The organism is Erwinia sp. AnSW2-5, from assembly GCF_045107195.1.
GTDB lineage: Bacteria > Pseudomonadota > Gammaproteobacteria > Enterobacterales > Enterobacteriaceae > Erwinia.
On the sequence record NZ_JBJGXA010000018.1, the window covers coordinates 132,897 to 157,795 of the forward strand.

General features: G+C 56.4%; 25 protein-coding genes. 9 read left to right on the top strand and 16 right to left on the bottom strand.

Annotation, left to right across the window (positions count from 1 at the left end):
- The first annotated feature begins 32 nt into the window (after positions 1-32).
- Positions 33-380 (top strand): HNH nuclease YajD, encoded by a 348-nt coding sequence (yajD, locus tag ACFL9S_RS14850; RefSeq protein ID WP_405262661.1) that lies wholly within the window; start codon positions 33-35, stop codon positions 378-380.
- Positions 381-391: 11 nt separating this feature from the next.
- Here yajD and ACFL9S_RS14855 read toward each other — a convergent pair whose 3' ends face one another.
- Positions 392-1,363, bottom strand: a complete 972-nt coding sequence (locus ACFL9S_RS14855) for an AraC family transcriptional regulator (protein WP_405262662.1) — start codon at positions 1,361-1,363, stop codon at positions 392-394.
- Positions 1,364-1,471: 108 nt separating this feature from the next.
- Between ACFL9S_RS14855 and ACFL9S_RS14860 the strand changes: the two genes are divergently transcribed.
- Positions 1,472-2,707, top strand: coding sequence for an MFS transporter (locus ACFL9S_RS14860; protein ID WP_405262663.1), 1,236 nt, complete (start codon positions 1,472-1,474; stop codon positions 2,705-2,707).
- A 114-nt stretch (positions 2,708-2,821) separates the two neighbouring features.
- On the opposite strand, the gene ACFL9S_RS14865 is transcribed toward ACFL9S_RS14860, so the two are convergent.
- Positions 2,822-3,796 (bottom strand): quinone oxidoreductase family protein, encoded by a 975-nt coding sequence (locus ACFL9S_RS14865; protein WP_405262664.1) that lies wholly within the window; start codon positions 3,794-3,796, stop codon positions 2,822-2,824.
- A gap of 108 nt (positions 3,797-3,904) precedes the next feature.
- Between ACFL9S_RS14865 and ACFL9S_RS14870 the strand changes: the two genes are divergently transcribed.
- Together ACFL9S_RS14870 and ACFL9S_RS14875 are read left to right on the top strand one after the other, a co-directional pair.
- Entirely contained in the window at positions 3,905-4,771 is an 867-nt protein-coding gene (locus ACFL9S_RS14870) for a LysR family transcriptional regulator (protein ID WP_405262665.1), read from the top strand.
- A gap of 82 nt (positions 4,772-4,853) precedes the next feature.
- A complete protein-coding gene (locus ACFL9S_RS14875; protein ID WP_405262666.1) occupies positions 4,854-5,687 on the top strand; it encodes a hypothetical protein in 834 nt (277 codons plus the stop codon).
- 479 nt (positions 5,688-6,166) lie between these two features.
- Here the strand turns inward: ACFL9S_RS14875 and ACFL9S_RS14880 are convergent, their stop codons facing one another.
- Positions 6,167-6,601: a putative T6SS immunity periplasmic lipoprotein gene (locus tag ACFL9S_RS14880; protein WP_405262667.1), complete on the bottom strand. Its 435-nt coding sequence runs from the start codon at positions 6,599-6,601 to the stop codon at positions 6,167-6,169.
- Positions 6,602-6,880: 279 nt separating this feature from the next.
- Between ACFL9S_RS14880 and ACFL9S_RS14885 the strand changes: the two genes are divergently transcribed.
- Positions 6,881-8,386, top strand: a complete 1,506-nt coding sequence (locus tag ACFL9S_RS14885) for a hypothetical protein (protein ID WP_405262668.1) — start codon at positions 6,881-6,883, stop codon at positions 8,384-8,386.
- 20 nt (positions 8,387-8,406) lie between these two features.
- The gene (locus tag ACFL9S_RS14890; protein WP_405262669.1) at positions 8,407-9,015 is read left to right on the top strand and encodes a glutathione S-transferase; all 609 of its coding nucleotides are present in this window, start codon (positions 8,407-8,409) and stop codon (positions 9,013-9,015) included.
- A gap of 180 nt (positions 9,016-9,195) precedes the next feature.
- Here the strand turns inward: ACFL9S_RS14890 and licT are convergent, their stop codons facing one another.
- The 13 genes from licT to nac all read right to left on the bottom strand — a co-directional run bounded on the left by licT (position 9,196) and on the right by nac (position 21,891).
- A complete protein-coding gene (gene licT, locus ACFL9S_RS14895) occupies positions 9,196-10,053 on the bottom strand; it encodes a BglG family transcription antiterminator LicT (protein ID WP_405262730.1) in 858 nt (285 codons plus the stop codon).
- Between the two features lie 55 nt (positions 10,054-10,108).
- Positions 10,109-11,521 (bottom strand): glycoside hydrolase family 1 protein, encoded by a 1,413-nt coding sequence (locus tag ACFL9S_RS14900; RefSeq protein ID WP_405262670.1) that lies wholly within the window; start codon positions 11,519-11,521, stop codon positions 10,109-10,111.
- On the bottom strand, positions 11,521-13,407 hold the full coding sequence (locus tag ACFL9S_RS14905; protein WP_405262671.1) for a beta-glucoside-specific PTS transporter subunit IIABC: 1,887 nt from the start codon (positions 13,405-13,407) through the stop codon (positions 11,521-11,523). Before ACFL9S_RS14905 ends, ACFL9S_RS14900 begins: the two co-directional genes overlap by 1 nt.
- Positions 13,408-13,826: 419 nt before the next feature.
- Positions 13,827-14,669 (bottom strand): ABC transporter substrate-binding protein, encoded by an 843-nt coding sequence (locus tag ACFL9S_RS14910; protein ID WP_405262731.1) that lies wholly within the window; start codon positions 14,667-14,669, stop codon positions 13,827-13,829.
- Between the two features lie 32 nt (positions 14,670-14,701).
- Positions 14,702-15,439, bottom strand: coding sequence for an amino acid ABC transporter ATP-binding protein (locus tag ACFL9S_RS14915; protein ID WP_405262672.1), 738 nt, complete (start codon positions 15,437-15,439; stop codon positions 14,702-14,704).
- A gap of 3 nt (positions 15,440-15,442) precedes the next feature.
- Positions 15,443-16,201 (bottom strand): amino acid ABC transporter permease, encoded by a 759-nt coding sequence (locus ACFL9S_RS14920; RefSeq protein WP_405262673.1) that lies wholly within the window; start codon positions 16,199-16,201, stop codon positions 15,443-15,445.
- A 6-nt stretch (positions 16,202-16,207) separates the two neighbouring features.
- Entirely contained in the window at positions 16,208-16,909 is a 702-nt protein-coding gene (locus tag ACFL9S_RS14925; protein ID WP_405262674.1) for an amino acid ABC transporter permease, read from the bottom strand.
- 31 nt (positions 16,910-16,940) lie between these two features.
- Positions 16,941-17,693: an SDR family oxidoreductase gene (locus ACFL9S_RS14930; protein ID WP_405262675.1), complete on the bottom strand. Its 753-nt coding sequence runs from the start codon at positions 17,691-17,693 to the stop codon at positions 16,941-16,943.
- Positions 17,694-17,798: 105 nt separating this feature from the next.
- On the bottom strand, positions 17,799-18,572 hold the full coding sequence (locus ACFL9S_RS14935) for a LamB/YcsF family protein (protein WP_405262676.1): 774 nt from the start codon (positions 18,570-18,572) through the stop codon (positions 17,799-17,801).
- On the bottom strand, positions 18,553-19,011 hold the full coding sequence (locus ACFL9S_RS14940; RefSeq protein WP_405262677.1) for an acetyl-CoA carboxylase biotin carboxyl carrier protein: 459 nt from the start codon (positions 19,009-19,011) through the stop codon (positions 18,553-18,555). The genes ACFL9S_RS14935 and ACFL9S_RS14940 overlap by 20 nt, the downstream gene beginning before the upstream one ends.
- A gap of 19 nt (positions 19,012-19,030) precedes the next feature.
- Positions 19,031-19,999 (bottom strand): biotin-dependent carboxyltransferase family protein, encoded by a 969-nt coding sequence (locus ACFL9S_RS14945; protein ID WP_405262678.1) that lies wholly within the window; start codon positions 19,997-19,999, stop codon positions 19,031-19,033.
- Positions 19,996-20,667, bottom strand: coding sequence for a 5-oxoprolinase subunit PxpB (gene pxpB, locus ACFL9S_RS14950; RefSeq protein WP_405262679.1), 672 nt, complete (start codon positions 20,665-20,667; stop codon positions 19,996-19,998). Before pxpB ends, ACFL9S_RS14945 begins: the two co-directional genes overlap by 4 nt.
- 300 nt (positions 20,668-20,967) lie before the next feature.
- Positions 20,968-21,891, bottom strand: a complete 924-nt coding sequence (gene nac, locus ACFL9S_RS14955; RefSeq protein WP_405262680.1) for a nitrogen assimilation transcriptional regulator NAC — start codon at positions 21,889-21,891, stop codon at positions 20,968-20,970.
- 321 nt (positions 21,892-22,212) lie between these two features.
- Here nac and ACFL9S_RS14960 point away from each other — a divergent pair, with 321 nt between their 5' ends.
- The 3 genes from ACFL9S_RS14960 to ACFL9S_RS14970 all read left to right on the top strand — a co-directional run bounded on the left by ACFL9S_RS14960 (position 22,213) and on the right by ACFL9S_RS14970 (position 24,897).
- Entirely contained in the window at positions 22,213-23,421 is a 1,209-nt protein-coding gene (locus tag ACFL9S_RS14960) for an aspartate transaminase (protein WP_405262681.1), read from the top strand.
- A gap of 12 nt (positions 23,422-23,433) precedes the next feature.
- On the top strand, positions 23,434-24,126 hold the full coding sequence (locus tag ACFL9S_RS14965; protein ID WP_405262682.1) for an RraA family protein: 693 nt from the start codon (positions 23,434-23,436) through the stop codon (positions 24,124-24,126).
- 288 nt (positions 24,127-24,414) lie between these two features.
- Positions 24,415-24,897: an Hcp family type VI secretion system effector gene (locus ACFL9S_RS14970; RefSeq protein WP_405262683.1), complete on the top strand. Its 483-nt coding sequence runs from the start codon at positions 24,415-24,417 to the stop codon at positions 24,895-24,897.
- The last annotated feature ends 2 nt before the right edge of the window (positions 24,898-24,899 follow it).

The following is a 24,899-nucleotide window of genomic DNA, read 5'->3' on the forward strand; positions in this document are numbered from 1 at the left end:
AATTTTCGTCTTATTAACAGGTGACATCGCTCATGGCTCTGATCCCCAAAAACTACGCGCGGCTGGAAAGCGGCTACCGTGAAAAAGCACTCAAAATCTATCCGTGGGTATGCGGGCGCTGCGCGCGCGAGTTCGTCTATTCCAACCTGCGTGAATTAACGGTTCACCATATGGATCACGATCACACCAATAACCCGGAAGATGGCAGTAACTGGGAGTTGTTGTGCCTGTATTGCCATGACCACGAACACTCGAAATACACGGAAGCTGACCAGTACGGCACCCGCGTTGTGGCGGGTGAAGATGCGCAAAATGATGTGGGTGCCGCCACCTATAATCCTTTTGCTGATTTGCAGTCGATGCTGAAGAAGAAGAAATAACCTCAGACCGGTTAGCTTCTGAAACCCTGGGGGCTGCCAGCAACACGCATTGCGCCGGGAGACTTGCCTGTTACACGCTTAAAAGCCCGGCTAAAAGCGGCCTGTGACGAGTAACCCAGCTGCTGCGATACCCGATCGACGGTTATTTTTTCTGACGATAACCAGCGGACGGCGAGGTGCATCCGCACTTCCGTTGCATAGCGCAGCGGCGGGATACCGATGGTGGTCTGAAACCTTTCGGCGAAGGCGGATCGGGATATATGCGATTCGGCGGCGAGTTCTGCCACGCTCCAGTCCCGGCCCGGCTCGCGGTGAATCGCTAGGATAGCACGGGCCAGGCGCGGATCGCGCAGTGCTGCAGCAAGTCCCTGGCTGGTGCCGCAACCGCCCTCCACCCATCCTCTGATAAACATCGCCGCAACTACATCGGCCAGCCTGGCGAGGATCCCGGCATAGCCCACGCGCCCGGAGCATATCTCACGCTTCATCGCATCCAGGATATGCATCAGCCCCGGCCAGTTAGCCCCCTTCGCATCCGCACGCATAACCTCAGGCATCACGCCCGCCAGCCGTTGCATGCTCCCCAAATCAATGTCCATGCAGCCAAAGAACAGCACGGCACCGGGCGTTTCCTGGGTGCTGGGACAGGTATCAATCCCACTCACGTTTTCATCCAGGAGTACCGCTTCAAAATCATCGAGGTCCAGCACATCAGCGGCCGTTGCCGACAAAAGCTGGTGCTCTCCGCCGTGGGGAATAAACAGGGCTTCCCCGGCCGAAAGCGAGAAACAATCGCCGTTGGCAGTCTGAAGCACCACATCCCCCACCGCGACATAGTGCAGGTAAGCATGACCGGGGCGGCTGGCGAAATTCAAACCAAAGGTATTGCCCGTTTGAATACGCTGATACCGCACACCGTTAAGTCGCAGGCCAGAAAGCAGTTCACTGATAAGTTCAGATGAGAGGGCAAAAGGTGAAGTCATGACCATATTCGGGTTTTCGGGTAATAAAGGAGGGTTTTAGAGCATAGCTCATCCAGCCACACCTGAATAGACTTCGTCCTTTAAAACCTTTTATCGGGAATCTCAGTCATGACCAATGAAGCCTCTATCAGGCAGCACAACGCAGTATCAAACACCGATGAGCAAATCCGGCCTGCCTGGCGGGCGGTGTTTTCGTTAACCCTGGGCGTTTTTGGCTTACTCACCGCAGAATATCTGCCTGCCAGTTTATTAACGCCCATGGCGCAGGATTTTGGTGTGTCAGAGTCTGTTGCAGGACAGGCCGTCACGGCGACGGCGGTCATTGCGTTATTTGCCGGATTACTGGTCCCGCGATTAACCCGTGCGTTTGACAAGCGCGCCGTATTGTTGAGCTTCACTGCGCTGATGGTCTTTTCAAACCTGCTCGTTGCGCTCTCTTCGGGTATTGTCATGCTGCTGGCAATGCGCGTCTTGCTGGGTATCGCACTGGGTGGATTCTGGAGCATGGCCGCGGCGGTAGCGATGCGTCTGGTGCCAGAGAGGCTGGTACCGCGCGCCCTGTCGATTATTTTTAGTGGTATCGCGGTAGGTACGGTTGTTGCCGTGCCGCTGGGCAGTTATCTGGGGGGGATTTCAGGCTGGCGTAGTGCCTTTATTGCCGCAGCCGCAGTGGGTGTCGCCACGTTGATTTTCCAGTATTTCACGCTGCCCGGGATGCCACCGCTCATGCGCAGTAAAACGGCATCGGTCTTTTCCCTGCTGCGTCGGCCGGGTGTTAGCGTGGGTATGTTGGGGTGCGTGCTGGCACACACCGGCCAGTACGCGCTTTTTACCTACATACGGCCTGCGCTGGAAGGTCTGGCACAGGTGGATGCCGAAGGGCTTGCGTTACTGTTGCTCGGATTTGGACTGGCTAACTTTTGCGGAACACTGGCGGCGGGATGGCTGATGGAACGCAGCCTGCGTTTTACGCTCATCATGATGCCCGCTCTGGTGGGTGCCGCCGCACTGGGCATGATCATCATGCCATTATCAATAGTGGGGCTGACGATGCTGGTGATGCTGTGGGGCCTGGCATTTGGCGGCGTACCGGTGGCGTGGTCAAGCTGGGTGGCACGGACACTTCCAGATGAAGCAGAGAGTGCGGGCGGGATGGTGGTCGCCGCCGTTCAATCCTCAATTGCTGCCGGTGCCGCTATCGGTGGCCTGATATATGGCCTCAACGGCGTGACGGGGGTCTTTATCACGGCGGCATGCATCATGCTCAGTGCCGCGCTGATTATTGCATTCCGGGTCAGAGTTTCTTCATCACCGACAGAAACGCAAAGCAGGACGTTTCACTGACAGGTTAACCACGCCGGGACATCTCCATCGATCGGGGAAATCCCGGCCATCATTTAAGGTGATGGGTAAAATCAGAAGAGGCGGGTTCTGCTTTTACCCTTGCGACAACGGAATCTACACGGTCAGTATTACACTTCCTGTTGTGCGCCCGGCTTCGAGGTCCGCGTGTGCTTGCGCTGCCTGCGTCAGGGGATACTCCGCTCCAACGTGATTTTCCAGTCCATTCTGCAGAGCCGCCATAAGGTCGCTGGCCCCCTGTCTGTAGAGATCGGCGTCGTCAGCATAGGCTATGGAACTTGGCCGCATCAGTGCGATTGAACGGGCGAAGCCAAGATCCTCGACACGCACCGGTGGAATAGGCCCGGCTGGTTGCCCCAGGCTTGCGACGATGCCAAAAGGGCGCACCACGCCGAGCGTAGCAGCAAGCATGTTTCCTCCAATTCCATCAATGGCAAGATGCACTCCGCGACCCTGCGTAATTTCGCGCACTTGTTCCGCCCATGCCGCATCAGTGTGAAGCAGCACTTCAGCGGCACCGGCAGCCTGCACAATGTTCACTTTAGCAGCGGACCCCGTGGTACCAATCACCCTGGCACCTTTCATGGTTGCCCAACGCGTGACAATCTGCCCCAGACCGCCCGCAGCAGAATGCACCAGCAGCCAGTCACCCGCTTTCACCTTCCGTACTTTGTGAAGCAACATATGTGCGGTAAGCCCCCTCAGCATAGCGCTTCCGGCGGTCCGAATACTCACCCCATCGGGTATTTTAATCAGCCGACTGGCAGGGATATTCCTGAACTCTGTATAAGCCCCCATCGGGTTCCCGGTATAGGCAACGCGATCGCCAGGGGTAAAACCGCGTACGTTATGCCCCACTGCCGTTACCACCCCGCCCCCTTCAAACCCGGGCACAATCGGGGACGATGACAAAGGGTAAAGCCCTGAACGGAAGTAAATATCCACAAAGTTAACGCCGATCACCTCATGCTGAATCTGAACTTCATCGGCGTCCGGTTCATCCAGCGTGATTTCAATGGCTTTAAGGACGTCGGGACCGCCCGGCTGGCTGATAACGATGGCTACTGACATATGCTGACCTCACTGTTTAAGTGAGAAGAATTATAAAGTCGTTTATGTCAGGGAAAATACAGGTATAAAAGAGCCATGTATGGGTAAAAATGCACAAGGAGAGCGTCAATGGACTGGCAGGATTTACATTACTTTCTTGCTCTGGCCCGCTGCGGTTCCATGTCCGCTGCGGCAAAAGAGCTTCGCGTTGACCATGCCACCGTAAGCCGCCGTATCGCCGCCCTTGAAACGTCACTCGGCCTTCGTCTTACTGAACGTTTGCCCAGGCGTACCGCCCTGACTGAACAGGGCAAAGTGATCGCCTCTTTGGCTGATGAAATGAACAGGATTGCCGACCGGGTGGGTATACAGGCTAAGTCGCTGTCTGCTGCGCCAACGACGGCTGTCAGGATCAGCGCAAGCCCGGCGGTAGCGGCACAGCTGATTGCACCGGCCGTGGCTGATTTTACGCAGCGTCACCCGACTATCTCACTCTCATTATCAGGCGTATCCCATCATGTTCAACTGAACAAAGGCGAGGCTGATATCGCGGTCCGTCTGACAAGACCGGATGATCCCGATTTGCTGACACGGCGGATCGGAACAATGCGTTTTGGCCTGTATGCTTCACCTTGCTGGCTGGATAAGCCGCCCGACAGTTGGCTATTCATTGCCTATGAGAACGCGCTGGATCATGTGACGCAGCAACAATGGCTGGGATCCCTGCTGAACGGCAGGCAGATTATATTCAGGGCCAGCGACCTGATGGCACAGCAGCAGGCTGCCAGGGGTGGGCTGGGCGTGGTGACGTTACCCTGCTTTATGGGGGACGATGACAGCTCGCTGATAAAACTGCCGGTCAGTTCACCTCCCCCGGTCAGGAGCATATGGTTGGTTGCCTATCCAGAGTACAGACGCGATCCCTCCGCTGTTATGGTCATGGAATTTCTGGCCGACGTTATTGGAAAGGCATGTCCGCCTGACAAAACCCCCTGAGTCGTAATGTGGGTTACTTTTTTTTGGATGACATCATTGAGCAACTGGCGCAGGCCCAACGACAGACTTTTCGGAAGCCATCATGGACAAAAAAGCAAAGAAGATACTTTTCAAAACATATTGGAGCAGCAGCGGCTGGCTCACTGAACAAAAGACCGACCCCGCAGATTTCGCCTATGCAAAATCCCAGGGGGTGATGTTCGATCCGGTCAACCTGACCCACGACGAATGTCTGGAGAAGGTGCTGGCAATGGCGAAGCAGATGTCGCCAACCAAAGCGGCGCACGCTTTTCTCGCCAGCCTGTCGGCAAAAAGACTCGACTGGCGCTCAGGCATCGCCTCATACACTCTCGCGCGTCAAATGGTTCCTCATCAATACGCGCCGGTTGTCAGCGGGCAAAGCTACCGACCGGACGGTTCAATATTGAGCACGAGCCATACCTGCAGCATTTGCCGGGATGTGGTTCCCGGGCTGACGATTGGCGCTGAACAGTATGAAAATGAGGACCTCAACGTCCTCAATTTCGAACGAATTAAGTGGGGCGGCGTGCGTCACGGTCAACTGATCTATACGTGGTTTGATCTGCAAGAGTTGGAACGCACCGACATTCCAGACCCGACGGATGAGGACATCGTGATCCTTCGGAGTATCCTCTCAACCATCGAATCAAGCGAACCGACCGACCATGCTGGTGCGTTAGAAAAGCGACTGGCTGCCGCCGTTAAATCGTCGAAGGACGAGCGACGCACCATCATCGACATCCTTGCCCACCTGGACGTGCTCAGGCCAGCATCATTTGATCGCCCGGTTCACGGCAAGAGCGACTGGTCGGCCGCGGCCGCAGCATGGCGTGGGGAAGACAAATATAACAGGGAAGCTGTTCGCCTCTACTTTGGTGAATGGTTGTCTCGCTGATTCAGGCTCTGACGGTTAAATTGCTCTGCGACTCGCGATCGCTCGCGGATCAGGCTAATCTCAAACCGCTTAGCATAAACAGGGAGATATGATGCATACCGTAAGTATCCGTTCAATGATCGGAGGGACTCTTTTATTGATGTCTGCCTTAGTCCCGGCGTCCGCAGCTCAGTCTGTGCCCATAACTTCAGAACATCCGAACGTGCAGCGTATCTCGGTAGAGACGCAAGGCTCTGGAACGGTGAAGTGGTCGATAAAGTTGGCCACTTCATGGGGGGATCTTTTAAAACCACGTTAGGTCCGCCCCTGGCACAAACCAAACCACCTAAGCTGATCCCCCCAACAACCAGAAGCAAAGCCTCTCCTCACAACGAAGCCCCTCTGCTGGATGATTTCCAATCTGGCACCAAAAAGGTGGCTGCCGTGAAGAAACCGGAGTGGTTTCAGCATCAACGTCAACCACCCTCTTACCGCGATCGCTAATCCTCAAAATCATAACCAGGTACTGAATACTCATCCGCAGTGAAGGGATGCGGCATACCCTTCACCATTCTGAATTCAGACACAATATCGCGGCGTTTCATCTTTTTCGTTGGTGAACGTAAAGCAATATCAACGCGTATATCACCGGAGTCCGGGAATGAATAGTAAGTATCAGGGATACAGAACTGGCTGTGATCAATCTTTATCGCAGGGTGCAACTTGTTGTATCCAGACCTCTCAGGCGCATTACGATCTCTTATCGACAGGTAATAAGCGTAATAATCACCAGGTTTTTTAATCGGGAAACAAAATCCACCCTCCGTCCTGGAGACCTGTGCCATTTCATCTGGGGGGATATAGTCGCCCATCAATCCGCAACCGGTGAGAAGTGAGCTGAACAAAGTCAAAAGCTGCATTTTTCTGTTTATCATGAAAACTCCCTGTGAATAACGTCCCTAATTATCCTGACCGCTGGTATGGTTGGTCCTCGCCGGATAGTAGTGGGAAAACACATTCATTTGAATTGTCTTCCATCGCAGAGCTTGCCAAATCAGCAATCATCCACATCAGAGCCACTTCCCCCCCCCTTTTAACATTCTATTCAGCACGCCATTCCAGTACTTTCCCATTGTCTGTCCCCTCACGCCCCGGCATACTGAAATCGTGACACTCAGCGGCAACAACCACCTAACCTCAGGGAAAGACAGGGAATGAAACCCACGCCAGGCGATATCTATTGTGTTTTTTATCCCAAACTTCAGCAGTACGTTGCCTGCCAGATCACCGCATTGAAAGAGGGGAATCTGGTGGCGGTGCTGGATCTCAACTGGTCGGGTAATGCCTTACCCGATCAGGCCGAACTGGCTGCGATGCAGCCGCTGATCTGTGATTTCTTCTTCTGGCGTGGCCGCCACGATCACACCTTCCTGCCCGATAGCGTTCCGTCCCATTACACCCTGGTCGGAAATATTCCGCCGCTGGTGAATGAAGAGGTAAACAGCTACGGCGGCGGCTGGAATGTCGGTAGCAGCCTGTATCAGCAGCGCAGCTGGGACCGGATTGCCCCGGAAAAGCGCGCTCGCTTTAAAGCCGCGTCCCGCGAGCGTCAGGTCACCCTGCCCGCTGGCGTGCTGCCGGAGAATACCAGTAAAATTGGCGATACCTTTTTACAGGGCATCACGGATTATACTGAACTGGACCTGCTTCCTTGCCTCACCTCGCTCGACACCACTCAGGGCAGTGCCGGGCTGGCGGAGTACGTTAATCAGCACGCCTTTATCTATGAACTCCAGTGGGCGTCATCCGGCGTCACGTCGCTCGATCTCAGCGGCAGCCAGCTGCAACGCCTGATCCTTGATCCTACGGGGCTGACCGCCCTGTCGCTCAACGATGGCCTGAAGCTGCTCTCGTTTACCCGCCCCCCGACAGCAGAGTTGCAGATTAATAGCCGCTATCTTGGCCGTGATCTGACCGTTCAGCACAGGCAAACGCTGCCTGAACTGCAGGGGCTGGATACGCTGGGCGGCTTACATTTAACCGAGGTGGCAGACGTCGATATCGCCACGATTGCCGATGATTACCCGACGTTAACCACCCTGCGTCTGTGGGGTAAGCCGGGCATGGTGAGCAATATGGCCAGCCTGTCACGCCTCGCGGATTTGCAGATGTTCACCACCGTCGACCTGTTTGGCTTCGGCCCGGAGGATTTTCCCGCGCCGCCGCAGTTACCGCATCTGTCACTGCTGTGGATGAACAGCCTGCCTGCTGACGCAGCGAGTGCCATTAAAAAAGCCTGGAAGAAAGCCGCGTTGTCGGGTGTGGATCTGGCGATCAAGCAAGCGCGTAAACCGGAATGGCTGGCAGAAAACCTGAATAACCCGTTCCGGGACTGGGATGGACGTGAACATATCAGTGCCGCCAACGCGAAAAAAGCCGCCACACTGTATAAAAAAATGCTGGCCTCGCTGCGCGATATTGATGCCTCCAGCGAAGCGGCCAGCGTTGCCACCAGCGCCGAAGCGATGGTGCGCAGTTACACCGAGGCGTTTAATGCCATCGATCGCCGCAGCAATATCATTGAAACGATAGAGCGTGAAGAGATCGGTGAGGTGCTTTATGGTCTGTTATGCCGGATTGAACAACAAACCGCAGGTGCATCAGCGCCGTTCGATAAAAACCGGCTGATGACTCTGTTTGATGAGTTACGCGATTTTTAACCTGACGATGAGGAGTTGAAATGAAGCTGATCGGTATGCTGGATTCGCCGTATGTGCGGCGTGTAGCGGTTTCACTGGCGTATTACGGCGTGGCATTTGAAAACCAGCAGCTGTCGGTTTTCAGCACTTTTGACGCGTTTGCACAGCTTAATCCGGTGGTGAAAGCACCAACGTTGATTCTGGACGACGGCACACAGCTGATGGACTCGTCGCTGATCCTCAGCTATTTCGAGTCGCAGGCTGACGCACAGCATCAGTTACTCCCCACAGCACCGGCCGCGCTGGCGACCGATTTAGCGCTGCTGGGTGTGATTCTGGCCGCCAGTGAAAAAGCCGTGCAGCACGTCTATGAGCACAATCTGCGCCCGGCGGAGAAGCAACATCAGCCGTGGACCGATCGCGTGACCGGGCAGTTACTGGCGGCTTGTCATGCGTGGCAAACCGCGCTCGAAACCCGCCCCGTGACGCAGGAAAAACCGGACCAGGTGGCGATCACCAGCGCGGTGGTGTGGAGCTTTATTCAGCTGATGATACCCGAGGTAGTAAAGGCGGATGAGTTTGATGTCATTGCCGCGCAGACAAAGAGGATGGAAACACAGACGGAGTTCAGACATTACCCACAGCGCTGAAAGTTCGGTTCGACCGAAACAGAAGGTCGAACCCTACAAGGAGAGATACCAGGCCATGTAGAGGCTGACCTTCTGTTTCGGTCAGCCTGCTGACTTCATTACGGTTCGACCGGAAAAGAAGGTCATCCCCAACGGTTCATATCAGCCCGTGTCTGTTGCTTATAAAGAAAAAACGCTCACTTACTCTGCACCCAGGTGATCCTCATCCGGCGTCACAATGCGCACCAGATGAATAATCAGATACAGCAGCTCATCGTTGGTTAATGTCACCTGAAGCAGATTGTGTACGTACTCGCCAATCAATTGACTGGCGCGATAGTGATCGGGATATTCCGCCCTGACCTGGGCGAAAATAAAATCGTCTTTATTAGCGATCTGCCGGCCTTCCACCATCCGTTGAATAAAAAATTGCAGATGGGTCAGGAAGCGCTGGTAGTTCAGGGAATCCCGGTTGATCTCCACACGAAAGTGATATTTGATGATATTGAAAATATCTTTCAACATCTTCACCGACAGCAACGTGGTTTCCATGTTTTGCACATCGGTTTGCCCGTTAACCAGATGGAAAGCAATATTCCCCGCTTCCTCCTCCGGCAGGTCAATATTCAACTGCTGATTAAGTTGCCGTACCGCCTGCTGCGCCACGGCAAATTCTCGCGGATAAAAACGTTTTACCTCAAACAGCAGGCGGTTCTGGATGGCAATTCCTTTAGCAAAACGCTCAACGGCAAAGCTGATATGGTCCACCAGCGTAAAAAACAGCTGCTCACTGAGCCGACTGTTTAGCTGAACGCTGGCACGTTCAATGAGATCCTGCACCAGCGGCAGCAGATACTCCGGCGAGTTTTCAATCACCCGCAGGTAGTCACGGCGGGTCTGGCTGCCCTGCACGATAAAGATTTTCTCAATCTGTGCCGCATCCAGCGTATCACCCACCTTGCTGTTAAAACCGATACCTTTTCCCATCACGATCACTTCGTCATGGTCAGCGGTGCTGGAGAGCACCAGGCTGTTATTCAGCACCTTCGCTACCGTCATTTTATCCATTGTTCTGCCATCCACGGCCCTCTTGCTACTCGTTGTGCGCACGGTTTTATCGGGTGGCACCGTTGCTGGCAATCACCCGCTGATACCAGCTGAAGCTGGCTTTGCGGATGCGCCGGAGATCTTTGACGTCCTGCTCACCGCGATCCACATAAATAAAACCGTAACGTTTTCCATAACCCTGATGCGTGCTGACCACATCAATGGCGGACCACGGACAATAGCCCATCAGCGCCACGCCATCGGCTATCGCCAGCTGCATCTGCTCAATATGCTGACGCAAAAAATCAATGCGGTAATCATCGGCAATGATATCGCCTTCCTCCAGCACATCTGGCGCACCCATACCATTTTCTGTGATCAGAATCGGTAAATGATAGCGTTCCCAGGTTTTACGCAACGTCAGACGCAGCCCCACCGGGTCAACCACCCAGCCGTAAGGCGTTTTTTCCACCCACGGGTTTTCTGCCGCCCGATACACGCCCGGCTCACCCAGCATGATTTGCTGATCCCCTGCACGGGCACTGATATCCGAAGCATCCCCCCGGCTGGCGGCGATAGTGGCTGTCGAGTAGTAATTAATGGCGACAAAATCCGGTTTACCCCGCAGCAAAATCTCCGCATCTCCCTCTGCAACCTGAGGGGCGATGCCGCGATCCTGCAAATAGCGCCAGGCCAGCGAGTTATAACGCCCGTGAACCGCGACATCCAGAAAACTCCAGCAGCGCAGGGTTTCCCAATTATGTGCCGCGATGGCATCTTCCGGGCGACAGGTCGCCTGATACATTGAGGTGGTATTGATCGCCGGACCAATCTTGCTGTCGGGTAGCATCTGATGGCACAGCGCCATCACCTGCGCCTGGGCCAGCATCATATGGTGATTCTGCTGCCAGAGCGATGCTGTCGAGGGCAGTTTTCCCCCCGGCGGCAGGCCGATGGCTCCGGGATGCAGGATCATGGTGTTCTGTTCGTTGATGGTCAGCCAGTGTGTAACTTTGCCACCGAAATGGCCGAAAAGCGTGCGCGCATACTCAACAAATGCCGCGATGGTTGCGCGGTTCTCCCACCCACCCTGTTGCTCCAGACACCAGGGCAAGTCAAAGTGATAGAGGGTGACTATTGGCTCAATACCGTGACGGTTCAGTTCATCAATCAGCCGTTCATAGAAGGCCAGGCCAGCCGGATTGACCTCACCGACTCCACCCGGAATGATGCGCGTCCAGGCGATGGAGAAACGGTAGGCTTTCATTCCAAGTTCGGCGAAAAGCTGCACGTCCTCAATACAGCGGTGATAATGGTCGCTGGCAACGGTGAAATCAGCTGTTTCCTGCGGGTGTTGACACATATCGATGATCGACGGACTTTTTCCATCTTCATTCCATGCCCCTTCGACCTGATAAGCCGAGGTCGATGCCCCCCATAAAAAACCGTCGGGAAAAGGCTGCTGTTTTTGGTAAATCATCACACGCTCGCTTTTAGTTTAGGGGTTAACGCCAGCAGCGCAGCACCGGTATTGACCTGCTCTCCGGCAAGGGTTTGCACGGATTGGTAATCCTCGCTGTTCACCACCAGTACCGGGGTAATCAGTTCATACCCCGCAGCGGTAATCGCCGCACAGTCAAAGGTCACCAGCACATCCCCTGCCTGCACCCGGTCCCCCACCTGTAATGCAGAGTCGAAAAACTCCCCGTTAAGATTAACGGTATCAATCCCGACGTGGATCAGCACTTCTGCACCGTTGTCTGACAATATTCCCACCGCATGTTTCGATGGCAGGAAGGTGACCACCACGCCATTGACCGGCGACAGCAGCTCACCACGATCCGGCATAATCGCCACGCCCTGGCCCAGCAGGCCTTTAGAGAAAACGTCGTCCGGCACGGCAGAGAGCGGCAGCACGTTTCCGCTCAAAGGGCTGTTCAGCGTTTCAGCCATCGGCGATAACGGCGACGATGCGGCGACCTGCGGGGCCACGCTTTGCGAAGGTTCGTCACCTTCCTGCTTAGGATCGTCAAAGCCAAGCACCCAGGTCAGCGCAAAGGTGACAACAATGGCAATCAGGCAGGTGACCAGCGCATGCACGATATTCATCGGATTTTCACCGATAAAGGCAGGCAGTGCCGCCAGACCCGGCGAGACGAAAGCGTAGCGTACCACGCCGCTCAATCCGGCATAGACGCCCGCGCAGCCACCGCCGAGCATGGCAGCAATCAGCGGGCGTTTTAATTTCAGTGTAACGCCGTACAGTGACGGTTCGGTAATGCCCAGCAGCGCGGTGAAACCCGCAGATGATGCCAGCTGTTTCAGGTCTTTATTTTTGGTTTTCAGCGCAACGCAGAGCGTAGCCGCACCCTGGGCAATATTGGAGGCCAGCATGCCGGGACCATTGATCGTTTCAAATCCCTGGCGGGTTAACTGCATGGTCGCAATTGGCGTCATTGCCCAGGCGGTGCCGGTGATCACCAGGAACGGTTGCAGGCCACCCATCAGCATCGGGATCAGCCAGCTGGCCTTACCGTTAATGGCTGCTGCGCCGCTTGCCACCAGGTCATTGAGCAGAATGCCGAACGGTCCTATCGCCACCAGCGCCAGCGGTGCAGTCACCAGCAGTACAATCATTGGCTTGGTAAAGAAGGTGATCATCGATGGCGACACGCGCTCAGCAAAGCGTTCCACCCACGACATAACCCAAACGGTAAAGATTATCGGCAGCACCGATCCCGCGTAGTCGGCCAGACGCACGTCGATGCCGATAAAGGTGATCTCTCCCCCCTTCGCCAGCATCTGCGCCAGGTTGGGATGCAGCATCGCCCCGGCAATCGTCATGGCCAGGATCGGGTTACAGGAGAATTTAATCGCGGCACCATAGGCAAGCAGCACAGGCAGGAAGAAGAAGGCCGCATCGGCAATCGTATCCAGCAGCAGGTAGGTGGTGCTGCTCGCACTGATTAACCCGCTCAGTTTCAGGATTGCCAGCAGGGCTTTGATCATCCCCGCCCCGGTGATCGCCGGAATAACCGGCGTGAAGGTCGTGGAAATAACGCTGATAATCTGGCTGAAAATTCCGCCTTTTGCCGCCGCAGGTTTACCTGTTGGTGCTGCGCTGCCAATCGCATCCAGCATAACCCGGTAAGTTTGCTGCACCTGGTTACCCACGACGATCTGGAACTGGCCGCCGCTTTCCACCACCCCAATCACGCCCGGGAGTTTTTCAATTGCCGCTTCCTGTACCAGGCGACGATCGCTGAATTCAAGGCGCAGACGTGTGGCGCAATGAGTGAGCCTGCTGATGTTATTTTTACCGCCGCTGAGTGCTAAAATCTCATGGCCGAGTTGTTTATAGTCCACGGTATTCCCTCAAAAAAAACCAAAAAAAAAGACCAAAATAAAAATGCGCCTCAAAAAAGAGGACATGCATTTTTATTTTGGTCTTGCCTGCTTTACCAGTGACATGCCGCAATAAAAAAGGGCGCAACCTGTAAAGCCGTTGCGCCGCGATTATGATCATTTTTGGCGTTAGCTGGCAATGGCTCCCATAACAGAATGGGATCTGGCTCTCATGTTTTAGCGAATAAACGCAGTGGCCGCGGTCAACAAGGGTCGATCGGAAAAGATGATCGACCCCTACAGGATTGATGCAGGCATTCACCCGTAGTGGCTGACCTTTTTTTCCGGTCAGCCAGCAAAGCCAACCCGTGGTGCAGACCATTAGCACGGGTCGATCGGAAAAAATGATCGACCCCTACGGGAAATCGCAGAGACTGATGTTACTCCAGCGGCACGAACTTCAGCTCGCTCAGCGGCTGCACTTTCTCTTCACGCACCATTTTGTATTCGGTGTCCGGTCCCAGCCAGCGGTTCCAGATGCTGTCGATCTCGCCGCCCTGCTCCATTGCCATCAGCCCGGCGTTCACTTTGGTCAGCAGCGCCTCATCGCCTTTTTTCATCCCAATGGCGACCGGTTCCAGCGCCATCGGCTCTTTGATCATCGCCAGCTTGATGTTATCCGCCGCAGCACGGTTCACCAGCTGGGTGGCGGTCATGCCGTTGGTGACAAAACCAACAGATTTATTCTGTTGCAGCGCTAAATAGGCCGAGGCGGTATCCTGGAACGTTACCGGTTTGGCCTGCGCCATGCGGATTGACTGCTCTGAGGTGGAGCCTTTGGTCGAACTCAGGCGCTTGCCTTTAAAGTCTGCCGGGGTTTTATCAGCATTGGGGCTTTTCACCACCAGCACCTCTTTCGCAATGTAGTACGGATCGCTGAACTGGATCTGCGCAGCACGGCTTTTGGTGTAAGCAAGGTTGGCAATCAGCACATCCACACGTCCGGTGGTCAGTACGGCGATACGCGCTTCAACGGAAACCGGCATCAGATTGACCTTTACCCCCAGCTGCTTAGCCAGCGCCTGGCACAGGTCAACATCCATACCCACCAGCTGACGGGTTTTCGGGTCCGGTGAGGAGAAAGGCGGAACATCGGCGTAAACGCCACAGTTAAGCTGACCACGGCTGGCAATATCAGACAGCGTATCGGCCTGCGCAGGCAGCGTTGCGCTCAGCAGTAAAGGCAGGCAGATCGCCCACGACAGCGGAAGTTTTTTACTCATCATCGACAGACTCCGTTAATGTTCAGGTGAGATCAGTGCTGACGCAGATCGGTCAGAAAACGTTGGGCGCGCTCATGCACGGGCCGGGTAAAAAACGCTTCAGGTGGGGCTTTTTCGAGGATCTTGCCTTCATCCATAAACCAGACGGTATCCGCTACTTCTCGGGCAAAATTCATTTCGTGGGTTACGCACATCATGGTCATGCCATCCCGGGCCAGACCGCGCATCACGTTCAGCACTTCCCCGACCATTTCCGGGTCAAGCGCCGATGTCGGTTCATCAAACAGCATCACCGGGGGGTTCATTGCCAGCGCCCGGGCAATCGCCACACGCTGCTGTTGCCCACCGGAGAGCTGGGCGGGCCAGGCATTGGCCTTGTGTGCCAGACCCACGCGGTCCAGTAAGGCCAGCGCCTGCTGCTTCGCCTCGCTGCGTTTCATACCCAGCACTTTCACCGGAGAAAGCATCACGTTGTCGACTACCGACAGGTGCGGGAACAGGTTAAAGCTCTGGAACACAAAACCAATGCGCGCACGCAGCTTGTTCTGCTGGATGCCGCTGCCGTGAATATCATGACCATCGAACACAATCTGCCCATCCTGGATCGGCTCCAGACGGTTGACGGTGCGGATCAGGGTCGATTTGCCGGAACCGGACGGACCACACACCACCACCACTTCACCGCTGTTCACTTCCGCGCTGAGGTCGGCCAGAGCGTGATACGCGCCATACCACTTATTAACCTGATTAAACCGGATAATCGGATGCATGCCTTACTCCTCAATAACGGGTTTGGTCACCAGCAAGGTGCCGGACTTGGGCGAACTGACCGGGTGGCTACGGTTGCGTTTCTCCGCAATGCGCCGCTCCAGAAAGTTGGCCAGCCACGTCAGGCTGAAACAGATGACGTAATAGCTCAGTGCCACAATGGCAAACACCTGGAAAGGTTTGGTCAGCAGCTGGTTGTTGACCTGGTTGGCCGCGAAGGTCAGCTCAGGCACGTTGATTACATAGCCCAGCGTGCTGTCTTTAATAATCGATACCAGCTGGCTGACCAGGCTCGGCAACATGTTGTAGAGCGCCTGCGGCAGGATCACCAGACGGAAGGCGCGGGTGTAGCTCATGCCCAGCGCCCGTGATGCCTCGTACTGACCTGGCGGCAACGCCTGAATACCGGCACGGACAATCTCCGCGATATAGGCACTTTCATAGATCACCAGGGTGATCAGCATGGTGCCGAAGCCGCTCAGGGTGTGCCCCAGTAACAGCGGCAGACAGAAGTACGTCCAGAACACCACCATCAGCAACGGAATGCCGCGCAGCACGTAAACCCAGGCGGTCGCAGGCCAGCGCAGCCAGCGGTAAGGTGAAACACGCGCCACGCCCAGAAGGACGCCGAGCGGCAGGGCAAACAGAATCGCCAGTACCGATACCAGTAAGGTACAGAGCACCCCGCCCAGCGGGCCGTTCGGATACTGTCCCATCAGGAACAACATGCCGTTCTGCTGTAAAATCGTCAGCATTTCCGTCATCAGACGTTACCTCGCATAGACACGTTGGAAACGTTGCGCCAGCAGCGCACCCGCGCCCATCAACAACAGAGAGAAGAACAGGTAACAGAGCGTCGACACCAGGTAAGCTTCAAAGGTACGGAAGGTGTAGTTTTCGATTTCCCGCGTCACATAGGTCAGGTCTGCCACGCCAATCACCATCGCCAGACTGGTGTTTTTAAACAGCAGCACCGTGTGGTTAATCAGCGCAGGTAGCGCATTACGAATGCCCTGCGGCAAGATGATCAGATGCATCGACTGCATATATCCCATGCCCAGCGCCCGCGCGGCTTCCGTCTGCCCTTCAGGCGTGGCACGCAGGCCGCTGCGGATGTCCTCGGAAAAATAGGCCGCCTGGCATAACCCCAGCGCCACCAGCGAGAAGACAAATTCGGCGTTGAAGTCATTCAGCCACATCTGCACCGACTCCGGCAGCAGCGTGGGAATGGCGAAGTACCACATCATCAGCTGGATCAGCGTGGGCACATTGCGGTGATAAGAGACATAAACGGCCACCAGCCACTGCAATATGCGCAGGTTACTGAGGCGGATCACCACCAGCAGCATCGCCAGTACCATCGCCAGCAGCCAGGAGCCGAGCGCCAGTTGCAGCGTCAGCAGCATGCCGTCGATGATCATCTGCCCGTACTGGCCATGCAGAATGACGCTAAAATCAAGTGAACCGTTCATTGTCGCTTGCCCTCAGTTGTTCAGCTGACTGTCAGCGGGTGGCATCACCAGGACGCATGGTCGACAGCCCACCCGGCACCTGGAGTGTCGGCGTGATCTCGATATGACCGATATTCACCGCCACCGGGGCGGCCAGCGCAAAGGCCACGGTATCGGCGATATCTTTTGCCTGCGGCAGTTCGAAGCCGTCGATAAACTGGCGGCGTGCGCCCTCTTTATCACCAGAGACGTTACCGAAGATATCCGTCGCCACGCGGCCGGGGCAGATTTCGGTGATACGCACACGTTTGCCATAACAGTCGACGCGCAGCTGGCGGGAGAGCGCATGCACGCCCGCTTTGGTAGCGTGGTAAATCGAGTTGCCGCCGAAGTTGTAGATCGCCGCAATCGAGGTGATGTTGATCACGTGGCCGCAGTCGCGCGCCATCATGCCCGGCACCAGCAGGCGGCAGAGGTGCAGCACGGCGCGCAGGTTCACATCCACCTGGATGTCAACATGCTGCTCTTCGGCACTGAGAATCGATCCCGGATGCGAAACCCCGGCGTTATTCACCAGAATGTCGATCGGCAGGTCGCGGCAGACCTCGGTCAGTGCGTTAACATCCGACACATCCACCACGTGGGGAATGCAACCGGTGCGGGCGGCCAGGCGCTCCAGCTCATCACTGCGGCGTGCCAGCGCATGCACCACAATGCCCTCTTTGCACAGGCGTTCGACAATGGCTTCTCCCATCCCGGCAGATGCGCCGGTGACCAGGGCCGTTTTGTAATCTGAAAAAGGCATAATGCACTCCTGTTATTCTTCTGGTGTTTTGACTCTATCCCCCCCGGCTTGCCAGGGGGTAAGAGGTTAAGCCTTTGTGGCAATAAGCCACTCTTATAACCGGGCTTAACGGGCTTTTTGTTGTGACAGCGATCTGATTTCTCCGCCATTTGCCTGGATATCCCGGCGCAGACGCACAATCAGTGCCAGCGCCCCCGGCGTGTCACCGTGCAGCAAAATGGAAGAAACATTCATCGGCAGCCGCGTGCCGTCGATGGTCGTGATGGCGCCAGTGGTCAGCAGGTCGATCACCCGGCGGCTCACCTCTTCCTCATCATGAATCACCGCCCCCGGAGAACCGCGCGGTACCAGCAGACCATTGGCCTGAAAAGCCCGGTCGGCCAGGAAGGTGCAGGCAACATGCAGCCCCAGCTCCCGTGCGCAGCGTTCGACGGCATTGCCCGGCGTGGTGCTGATAATCAGCGTGGGATCGAAGGCCCGCACCGCCAGTAGCAACGGTCGCGCCAGCGCGTCGTCTTCTGCCGCCATATTGCCCAGCGCGCCGTGAAAACTCATGAGCGTCAGCGGATAGTCGGCGGCTCGGGCAAAGCCCGCCAGCGCCCCCAGCTGATAGGTCACATCGTGTGCCAGCTGGGCCGGGTCAATCTGCATCCGGCGGCGGCCAAATCCCTGTAGATCCGGGAAGCCAACGTGAGCACCAAGGTCAACGCCGTGCTGTTTCGCCAGCGCAACGCTGCGCGCCATAATCGTGGCGTCACCCGCATGAAAGCCGCAGGCCACGTTCGCCGAGCTGATCAGCGCCATCAACCCGGCATCATCGCCGAGGGTGTAGTCGCCAAACCCTTCGCCGAGATCGGCGTTAAGATCGATGCTGCGCATGGTCATGCTCCTTTGTCTGTTGTTGTCCCGCTGGCAGCAAATGCATCAGCGGCTGGGCATACTCCACCGCCTGGCCCTGCGTGGCATCAATGCTGGTCAGTATGCCGTCCTGCGGCGCACGCACCGGCAGGCAGAGTGGCCCGGCCTGCACCAGCGCCAGCAGACAGCCCGCTTCGACAGGCCCGGAAACAGGGCCAACGTTTTTACCGCTTAGCGGGTCCTGTAACCACAGGCGGCCCGGCATCGGTGCCGTGACCGCAACCGGCGTGACGGGCACCTCTGCGACAGCAGCAGGTTCTGGTGCGGGGGCGGCGGGCAACTGACTGCCCGGCTGGCAGATCATGCGAATGGCATAGTCCGCGCTGTTTATCTGTAAGCGGGTCAGGCCGCTGCGCTGCATCTGATTGACCAGGCTCTGTAACTCTCGAAATGCTATCATTCGCGCTCCTTTTATCGGGTCAGCCCGCGCTGCGGCGGTAACGATCGATCTGATGACACAGGTTCTCCAGCCAGCGATCCTGCACCTGCTGGGCCTGCTGCGCCTGGGCCAGATCCACTTCAACAAAACGCACCTGGCTGCCCACCGGCACCTGCCCCAGCAGCCACATATCGGCGTCGATCACCGTCCCCAGCTTCGGATAGCCGCCGCTGGGCTGGGCATCGCGCATCTGAATAATCGGCTGGCCGCTGTGAGTGACCTGAATGACGCCGGGGATGATGCCGTGGGAACGCATCTCCAGCGGCACTGTCGCCACCAGCCCTTCGCCTTCCAGCCGGTAGCCGTAACGGTTGCTTTGCGGCGTGATGCGCCACGACTGCTGCCAGAAACGCTGGACGGATCCCGCCGTGAAACGGGTGTATTCGGCGGCAGGCAGCACGCGGATTTCCGGCACCTGCAATGAGCCTGCCTGCAACGCCAGTCGTGGCGAGGCGATACCGAAGTCGGATGCACCGCGATAATCCGGCGTGCGGGCATTCAGCCGGTCGCCTGCGCTGAGGCCACGTCCCTGCCAGCCGCCAAATTCACCGCGTAACTGCGTGCTGCGCGAGCCGAGCACCCGGGGCACATCCACCCCGCCCGGCAGGTGCAGATAGCTGCGGGCGGAAAAGCGCGAAGCATTGAGCGTCAGCACCTCACCTGACCGGGCGCGGGCCACCCACCAGGCGGGAACGGGCCTGCCGTCGAGGGAGGCCTGGCTGTCGCCGCCGCTGATGGCAAAAATGCCATCGCGATGAAAACGGACACGGAAAGGAAACAGCGGCACTTCAATCGCGGCATCGTCCGGGTGATTACCCAGCAGCGCATTGCCAAGGCGCAGCGCCAGCGGGTCCATCACCCCCGCCGTACCGACGCCAAAGTGCAGCGCGCCGAAGCGGCCGTTATCCTGCACGCTGGTGAGCGGTGTGGTGCGTTCAATTTCGATCATGCCAGCACCTTTTCCACGCGAAAACGAATGCTGTCACCGGGCTGTAAACGCACCGGCGGCTCAGCATGGGCATCAAAGAAGATAAAATCCGTGCGGCCGATGGTGTTCCAGCCGCTCGGCCCGGCGGAGGCGGAAACCCCCGTCTGCACACCGCCAATCGACACGGAACCGCCGGGAATGCTCTGCACCGGGGTACTGCGGCGTGGCGTGGCGATCTGCGGGTCCATATTGCCGAGGTAGCAGTAGCCTGGATGGCTGCCGAGGGCATAAACCGGATAGAGGGGTTCGCTGTGGCGCTGGACGATTTCCTGAATGGTCATGCCGGTGTGTTCCGCGACATCACAGATATGCGGCCCCGGTTCGCCACCGTAGGTGACGTTCAGTTCGATAACGCGCCCGGAGAAGGTTTTGCTTTCCCCCTTCTGCCACTGGCGCAGCAGCTGCTCCGGTAGCGATTCGGTTCCGCACCACTGGGGGGCGAACACCAGCATCAGATTGTTCATCCCCGGAACCACGCCGCGAATGCTGTTCAGTCTGGCGCTGTAGTCTGCCAGCGCCCAGATGCGCTGCTGGTTCGCCAGTGAGAGTGTGCCCGGCGCTTCAAACAGCAGCGCGTGGGTACCCAGCCAGCTGATTTGTGGTGCCTTTAACTGACCTGCTGGATCCATTCCTCATCCTCAACATCATATCCGTCAACGGAAAGCCCGACATAGGCTCACTGTAGCCCGGTCGTTCTGCCAGTCTGTAAGAGGGTTTCGCTTTAGGGGGATAAGACAGACTTATTACTCTTCATCATTCGCCGTGCATGACAGAGATGGGCTCTGAGGTTTCACCATTCGTAGTGGCCGACCTTTTGTTCCGGTCGGCCAGTAACGCGGACCTGACAGCGGGTGCAAACCATCAGCACGGGTCGATCGGAAAAATGATCGACCCCTACAGGACATCGCCATCTCCTTCAGAAGATGTCCTTACCCCACCAGCGTCAGCGGGCGATTGTCCTGGGTGCGTTCGGCCATCAGCGCCAGCAGGATCTTCTTCACGGCTTCCGCAGGCTGGGAGAGCGGCAGGTGATCGGAGGTACAGAACGAGAGCGGTGCCTGAATGCCCGGGTCGACAATCTTCGACATGCGTGCGTGCGCCTGCGCCACCATGTTGCGCGCAATGGACTCAGGCAGAATGGTGGCACCGAGGTTCTTATCCAGCGCCAGCGCCAGGGTGGAAGCCGACTCAATTTCACACTTCACGCTGTAAGAGAGGTTTTTCTGCACGAAAGCTTCGTCGACCAGCTTGCGCATAATGTTGTACGGGCGCGGCAGGAACAGTTCCAGATGTGCAATCTCTTGCAGGGTCACGGTTTTGCCGAAACTGGCCGTGGCCTGCGGCGTCACCAGATACAGATCCTCTTTCATCAGCGGGATAAACGCCAGCCCGTGTACCTGACGGTTGCCATACAGCACCGCCATATCCATCCGCCCGCTCATGATCAGTTCACTGAGGGTGGTGCCGAAGCTTTCATTGAAATAAAGCAGAATGCCCGGATGCTGTTTGCGCACTTCTTCCATCAGCGGCAGGGCCAGCAGCGAGGCCGCCGTGCCGGGGGCCAGCCCGACGGATACCTGCCCGCTCAGCGCCTGTCCGGCACCATCAATGGCGCTTTGGGCCTGCTCGCACTGGCGCAAAATGGCCTGAGCGTGTGCATAAAGAATATTGCCCGCTTCGGTGGGCGTGACGCCGCGTTTGGTGCGGATCAGCAGTTGCTGTTTCACTTCGCTTTCCAGCGACGCCAGCTGCTGGCTAAGGGCAGGCTGCGCGATGTGCAGAATATCAGCTGCCTGAGTCAAACTGCCGACATCGACAATTTTGATAAAGTATTTGAGCCGCCTGAGATTCATCTGGACCTTCCTCTTCTGCACTGCGCTGCGGTAACAATTGGGTGAACAGGAATATAGCAAGATCCAGACCACTCTGAGGGTGAGCGCCGACACATCAGGAAAGTTAATATGTAAAACAGTGAGATAGATCGCGATTTTAACCGTTTTTTAACATATTTTCTCTCCATTTTGTGATGCGGCGCTGCACCATTAAATGGCTTTTGCTTATGGCTCTGCCCCATCCATAAGCTTTTGCTCTTGAATCAGAACAAACTCCTCTTAGCCGAACCGCCCCGGATGTTCGTAACTTAAGGCTATTACGCCACCGACCGGAGTGTTGCTATGAGTGCCATCCATATTGCCAATCGCGTTACCCGCATTAAACCCTCGCCGAGCAGTACCGCTTCCGACCGCGCCAACGCGCTGAAACGTGCCGGAAAATCGATTGTGAATCTGGTGGTGGGCGAGCCGGACTTCGACACACCGGCGGCGATCCGCCAGGCCGCCAGCGCGGCCATTGAACGGGGTGAAACGCGCTATACGCAGAACAATGGCACCCCGGCACTGCGTGCGGCGATTGCCGAGAAGTTCCTGCGTGAGAACCGTCTGACGGTGAACGCCGACGATGTGATTGTCACCAACGGAGCCAAGAGCGCCATTTTTAACGCCTTCTCCGCCACGCTGGAAACCGGCGATGAAGTGCTGATCCCCGCGCCTTTCTGGGTTTCCTATCCCGATATGGTGCTGGCCTGCGACGGCCGCCCGGTGATTGTCACGTGCAGCGAGCAGGACGGTTTTAAACTGACGCCGGAAAGCCTGCGCGCATCGATTACCAGCCGCTGCCGCTGGTTGCTGATTAACTCCCCTTCCAACCCCAGCGGTGCCAGCTATACGCGTGCCGAGCTGCGCGCGCTGGCGGATGTGCTGCTGGATTATCCGCATCTGGCGATCATGACCGACGATATCTACGAGCATATCCGCTATGACAATGCGCCCAACGTGCATCTGCTGGAAGTGGAGCCACGCCTGGCGGACCGCACCCTGATCGTCAACGGCGTGTCGAAAACCTACGCCATGACCGGCTGGCGTATCGGTTATGCCACCGGACCGAAAGCGCTGATCGCCGCGATGGGCACGCTGCAATCGCAGTCCACCAGCAATGCCAGCTCCGTCAGCCAGGCAGCAGCACTGGCCGCACTGAACAGCGGCACCGAATTTATCACCCGCAGCCTGGAAGTTTACCGCCAGCGCCGCGACGATATGGCTGCCCGCCTGAATGCCATTCCCGGATTGAGCTGCCTTCTGCCGGAAGGCGCCTTTTATCTTTACGTTAACTGCGGGGGCCTGCTGGGGAAAACCACGGCGGAAGGGCAACGCCTGACCACGGATAACGAAGTGGTGCTGTGGCTGCTGGACACCGCTGGCGTTGCCGTGGTGGCCGGAGCGGCTTACGGGCTGTCGCCCTACTTCCGCCTGTCGATCGCCACCGATTTACCTGCCTTGCAACAGGGCGCGGATCTGATTGCCGCCGCCGTGGCCAGCCTGAAATAAACGAGGATAGTTATGACTGTTGGTAACCGTATTTTCTTACAACGTGATTTACAGGCCGCGCCTTATGTTGAGGCGTTCCGCACCCTGCCCGCTGCCGTGGTCGCTGACTGCATGAGCCGTCTGCCTGCGCTGGCCTGCGATATCCGTCTGATGAGCAACCCGTCCCATTCCACCATGTGCGGACTGGCCGTCACGGTGAAGGCCCGTTCGGGCTGTAATCTGATGCTGCATAAAGCGATGGATATGGCGGGCGCGGGCGATGTCATCGTGGTGTCAAACGAGGGTGACCGCAGCCAGGCGCTGATGGGGGAAGTGATGACCACCTGGGCACGCCAGCGCAATATTGAAGGGCTGGTGCTCGACGGCGCGATCCGCGATATCGAAGGCATCAGCAAAATGGATTATCACCTGTATGCGGCTGGCGTCACTCCCGGCGGGCCGTTTAAGGATGGTCCCGGTGAGATCAATGTGCCGATTGCCTGCGGGAATATCCCTGTGTCACCGGGCGATATTATTCTCGGCGATCACGACGGCGTGATTGTGATCCCCAAAGCGGATGCCGCGCAGATTCTCGACGCCGCGCAGGCCTATCTGATTGTTGATGAGCGCAATTTTGAACTGGCGAAGCGCGGCGAGCTGGAACGCGAGTGGATCGATCCGTGGCTGGCCGGTAAAGGCGTGGAAGTGATAGACGGGCAGTATTAAGCTTTTGTGATCTCTAGTAGGGTTCGACCTTTTTTTCCGGTCGAACCGTGCTGATTTAAGCAAAACTCCATCTGTTAAGCTCATTATTTATCTTATTCATATTTCCCGCCTGTATTCCCCTGAAGATAAAAGACTCCTCCCTAATATCTTGTGCTGCATATCATCCGGACAAATGGCTATTTTGTACTTCCACGCTGGCAGGTCGATAAGCGAACAGGTAGAATTCCGGAAAAGCAGTATTAATGAGTGGTAACGCAGCAATTACTTTTACAAGGAATAGTAACCGTTATGGCTAATGATATTTTTATAAAAATTGATGGTATAGAAGGTGAATCTCTGGATTCAACACATAAAGGAGAGATAGAGCTTATTAACTGGGGTTGGTCTGTCAGCCAGACATCTGATCTGCATCTGGGTAGTGGTGGTGGCGCAGGAAAATGTACTGTAGAAGATCTTAGTTTCGAACATTATATTGATAAATCCAGCCCTAACCTGCTCCAGTTCTGTCTAACGGGCAAACATATCCCTGAGGCTGTGCTGACTATGCGAAAAGCTGGAGGTTCACCTCTTGAATATTTAAAAATCACACTTTATGAAATCATCATTACTCAGGTCTACTCGGTAGGTAATGGCAACATGCGTGCACCGAGAGAGTATGTCGCATTAAGTTTCTCCCGAGTTAGAACTGATTACACCTTACAAAATCCACAAGGAAATTGCGCTGGAACAGTGTCAATGGGATATGACATCAAAGCTAACACGCCAATCTAAAG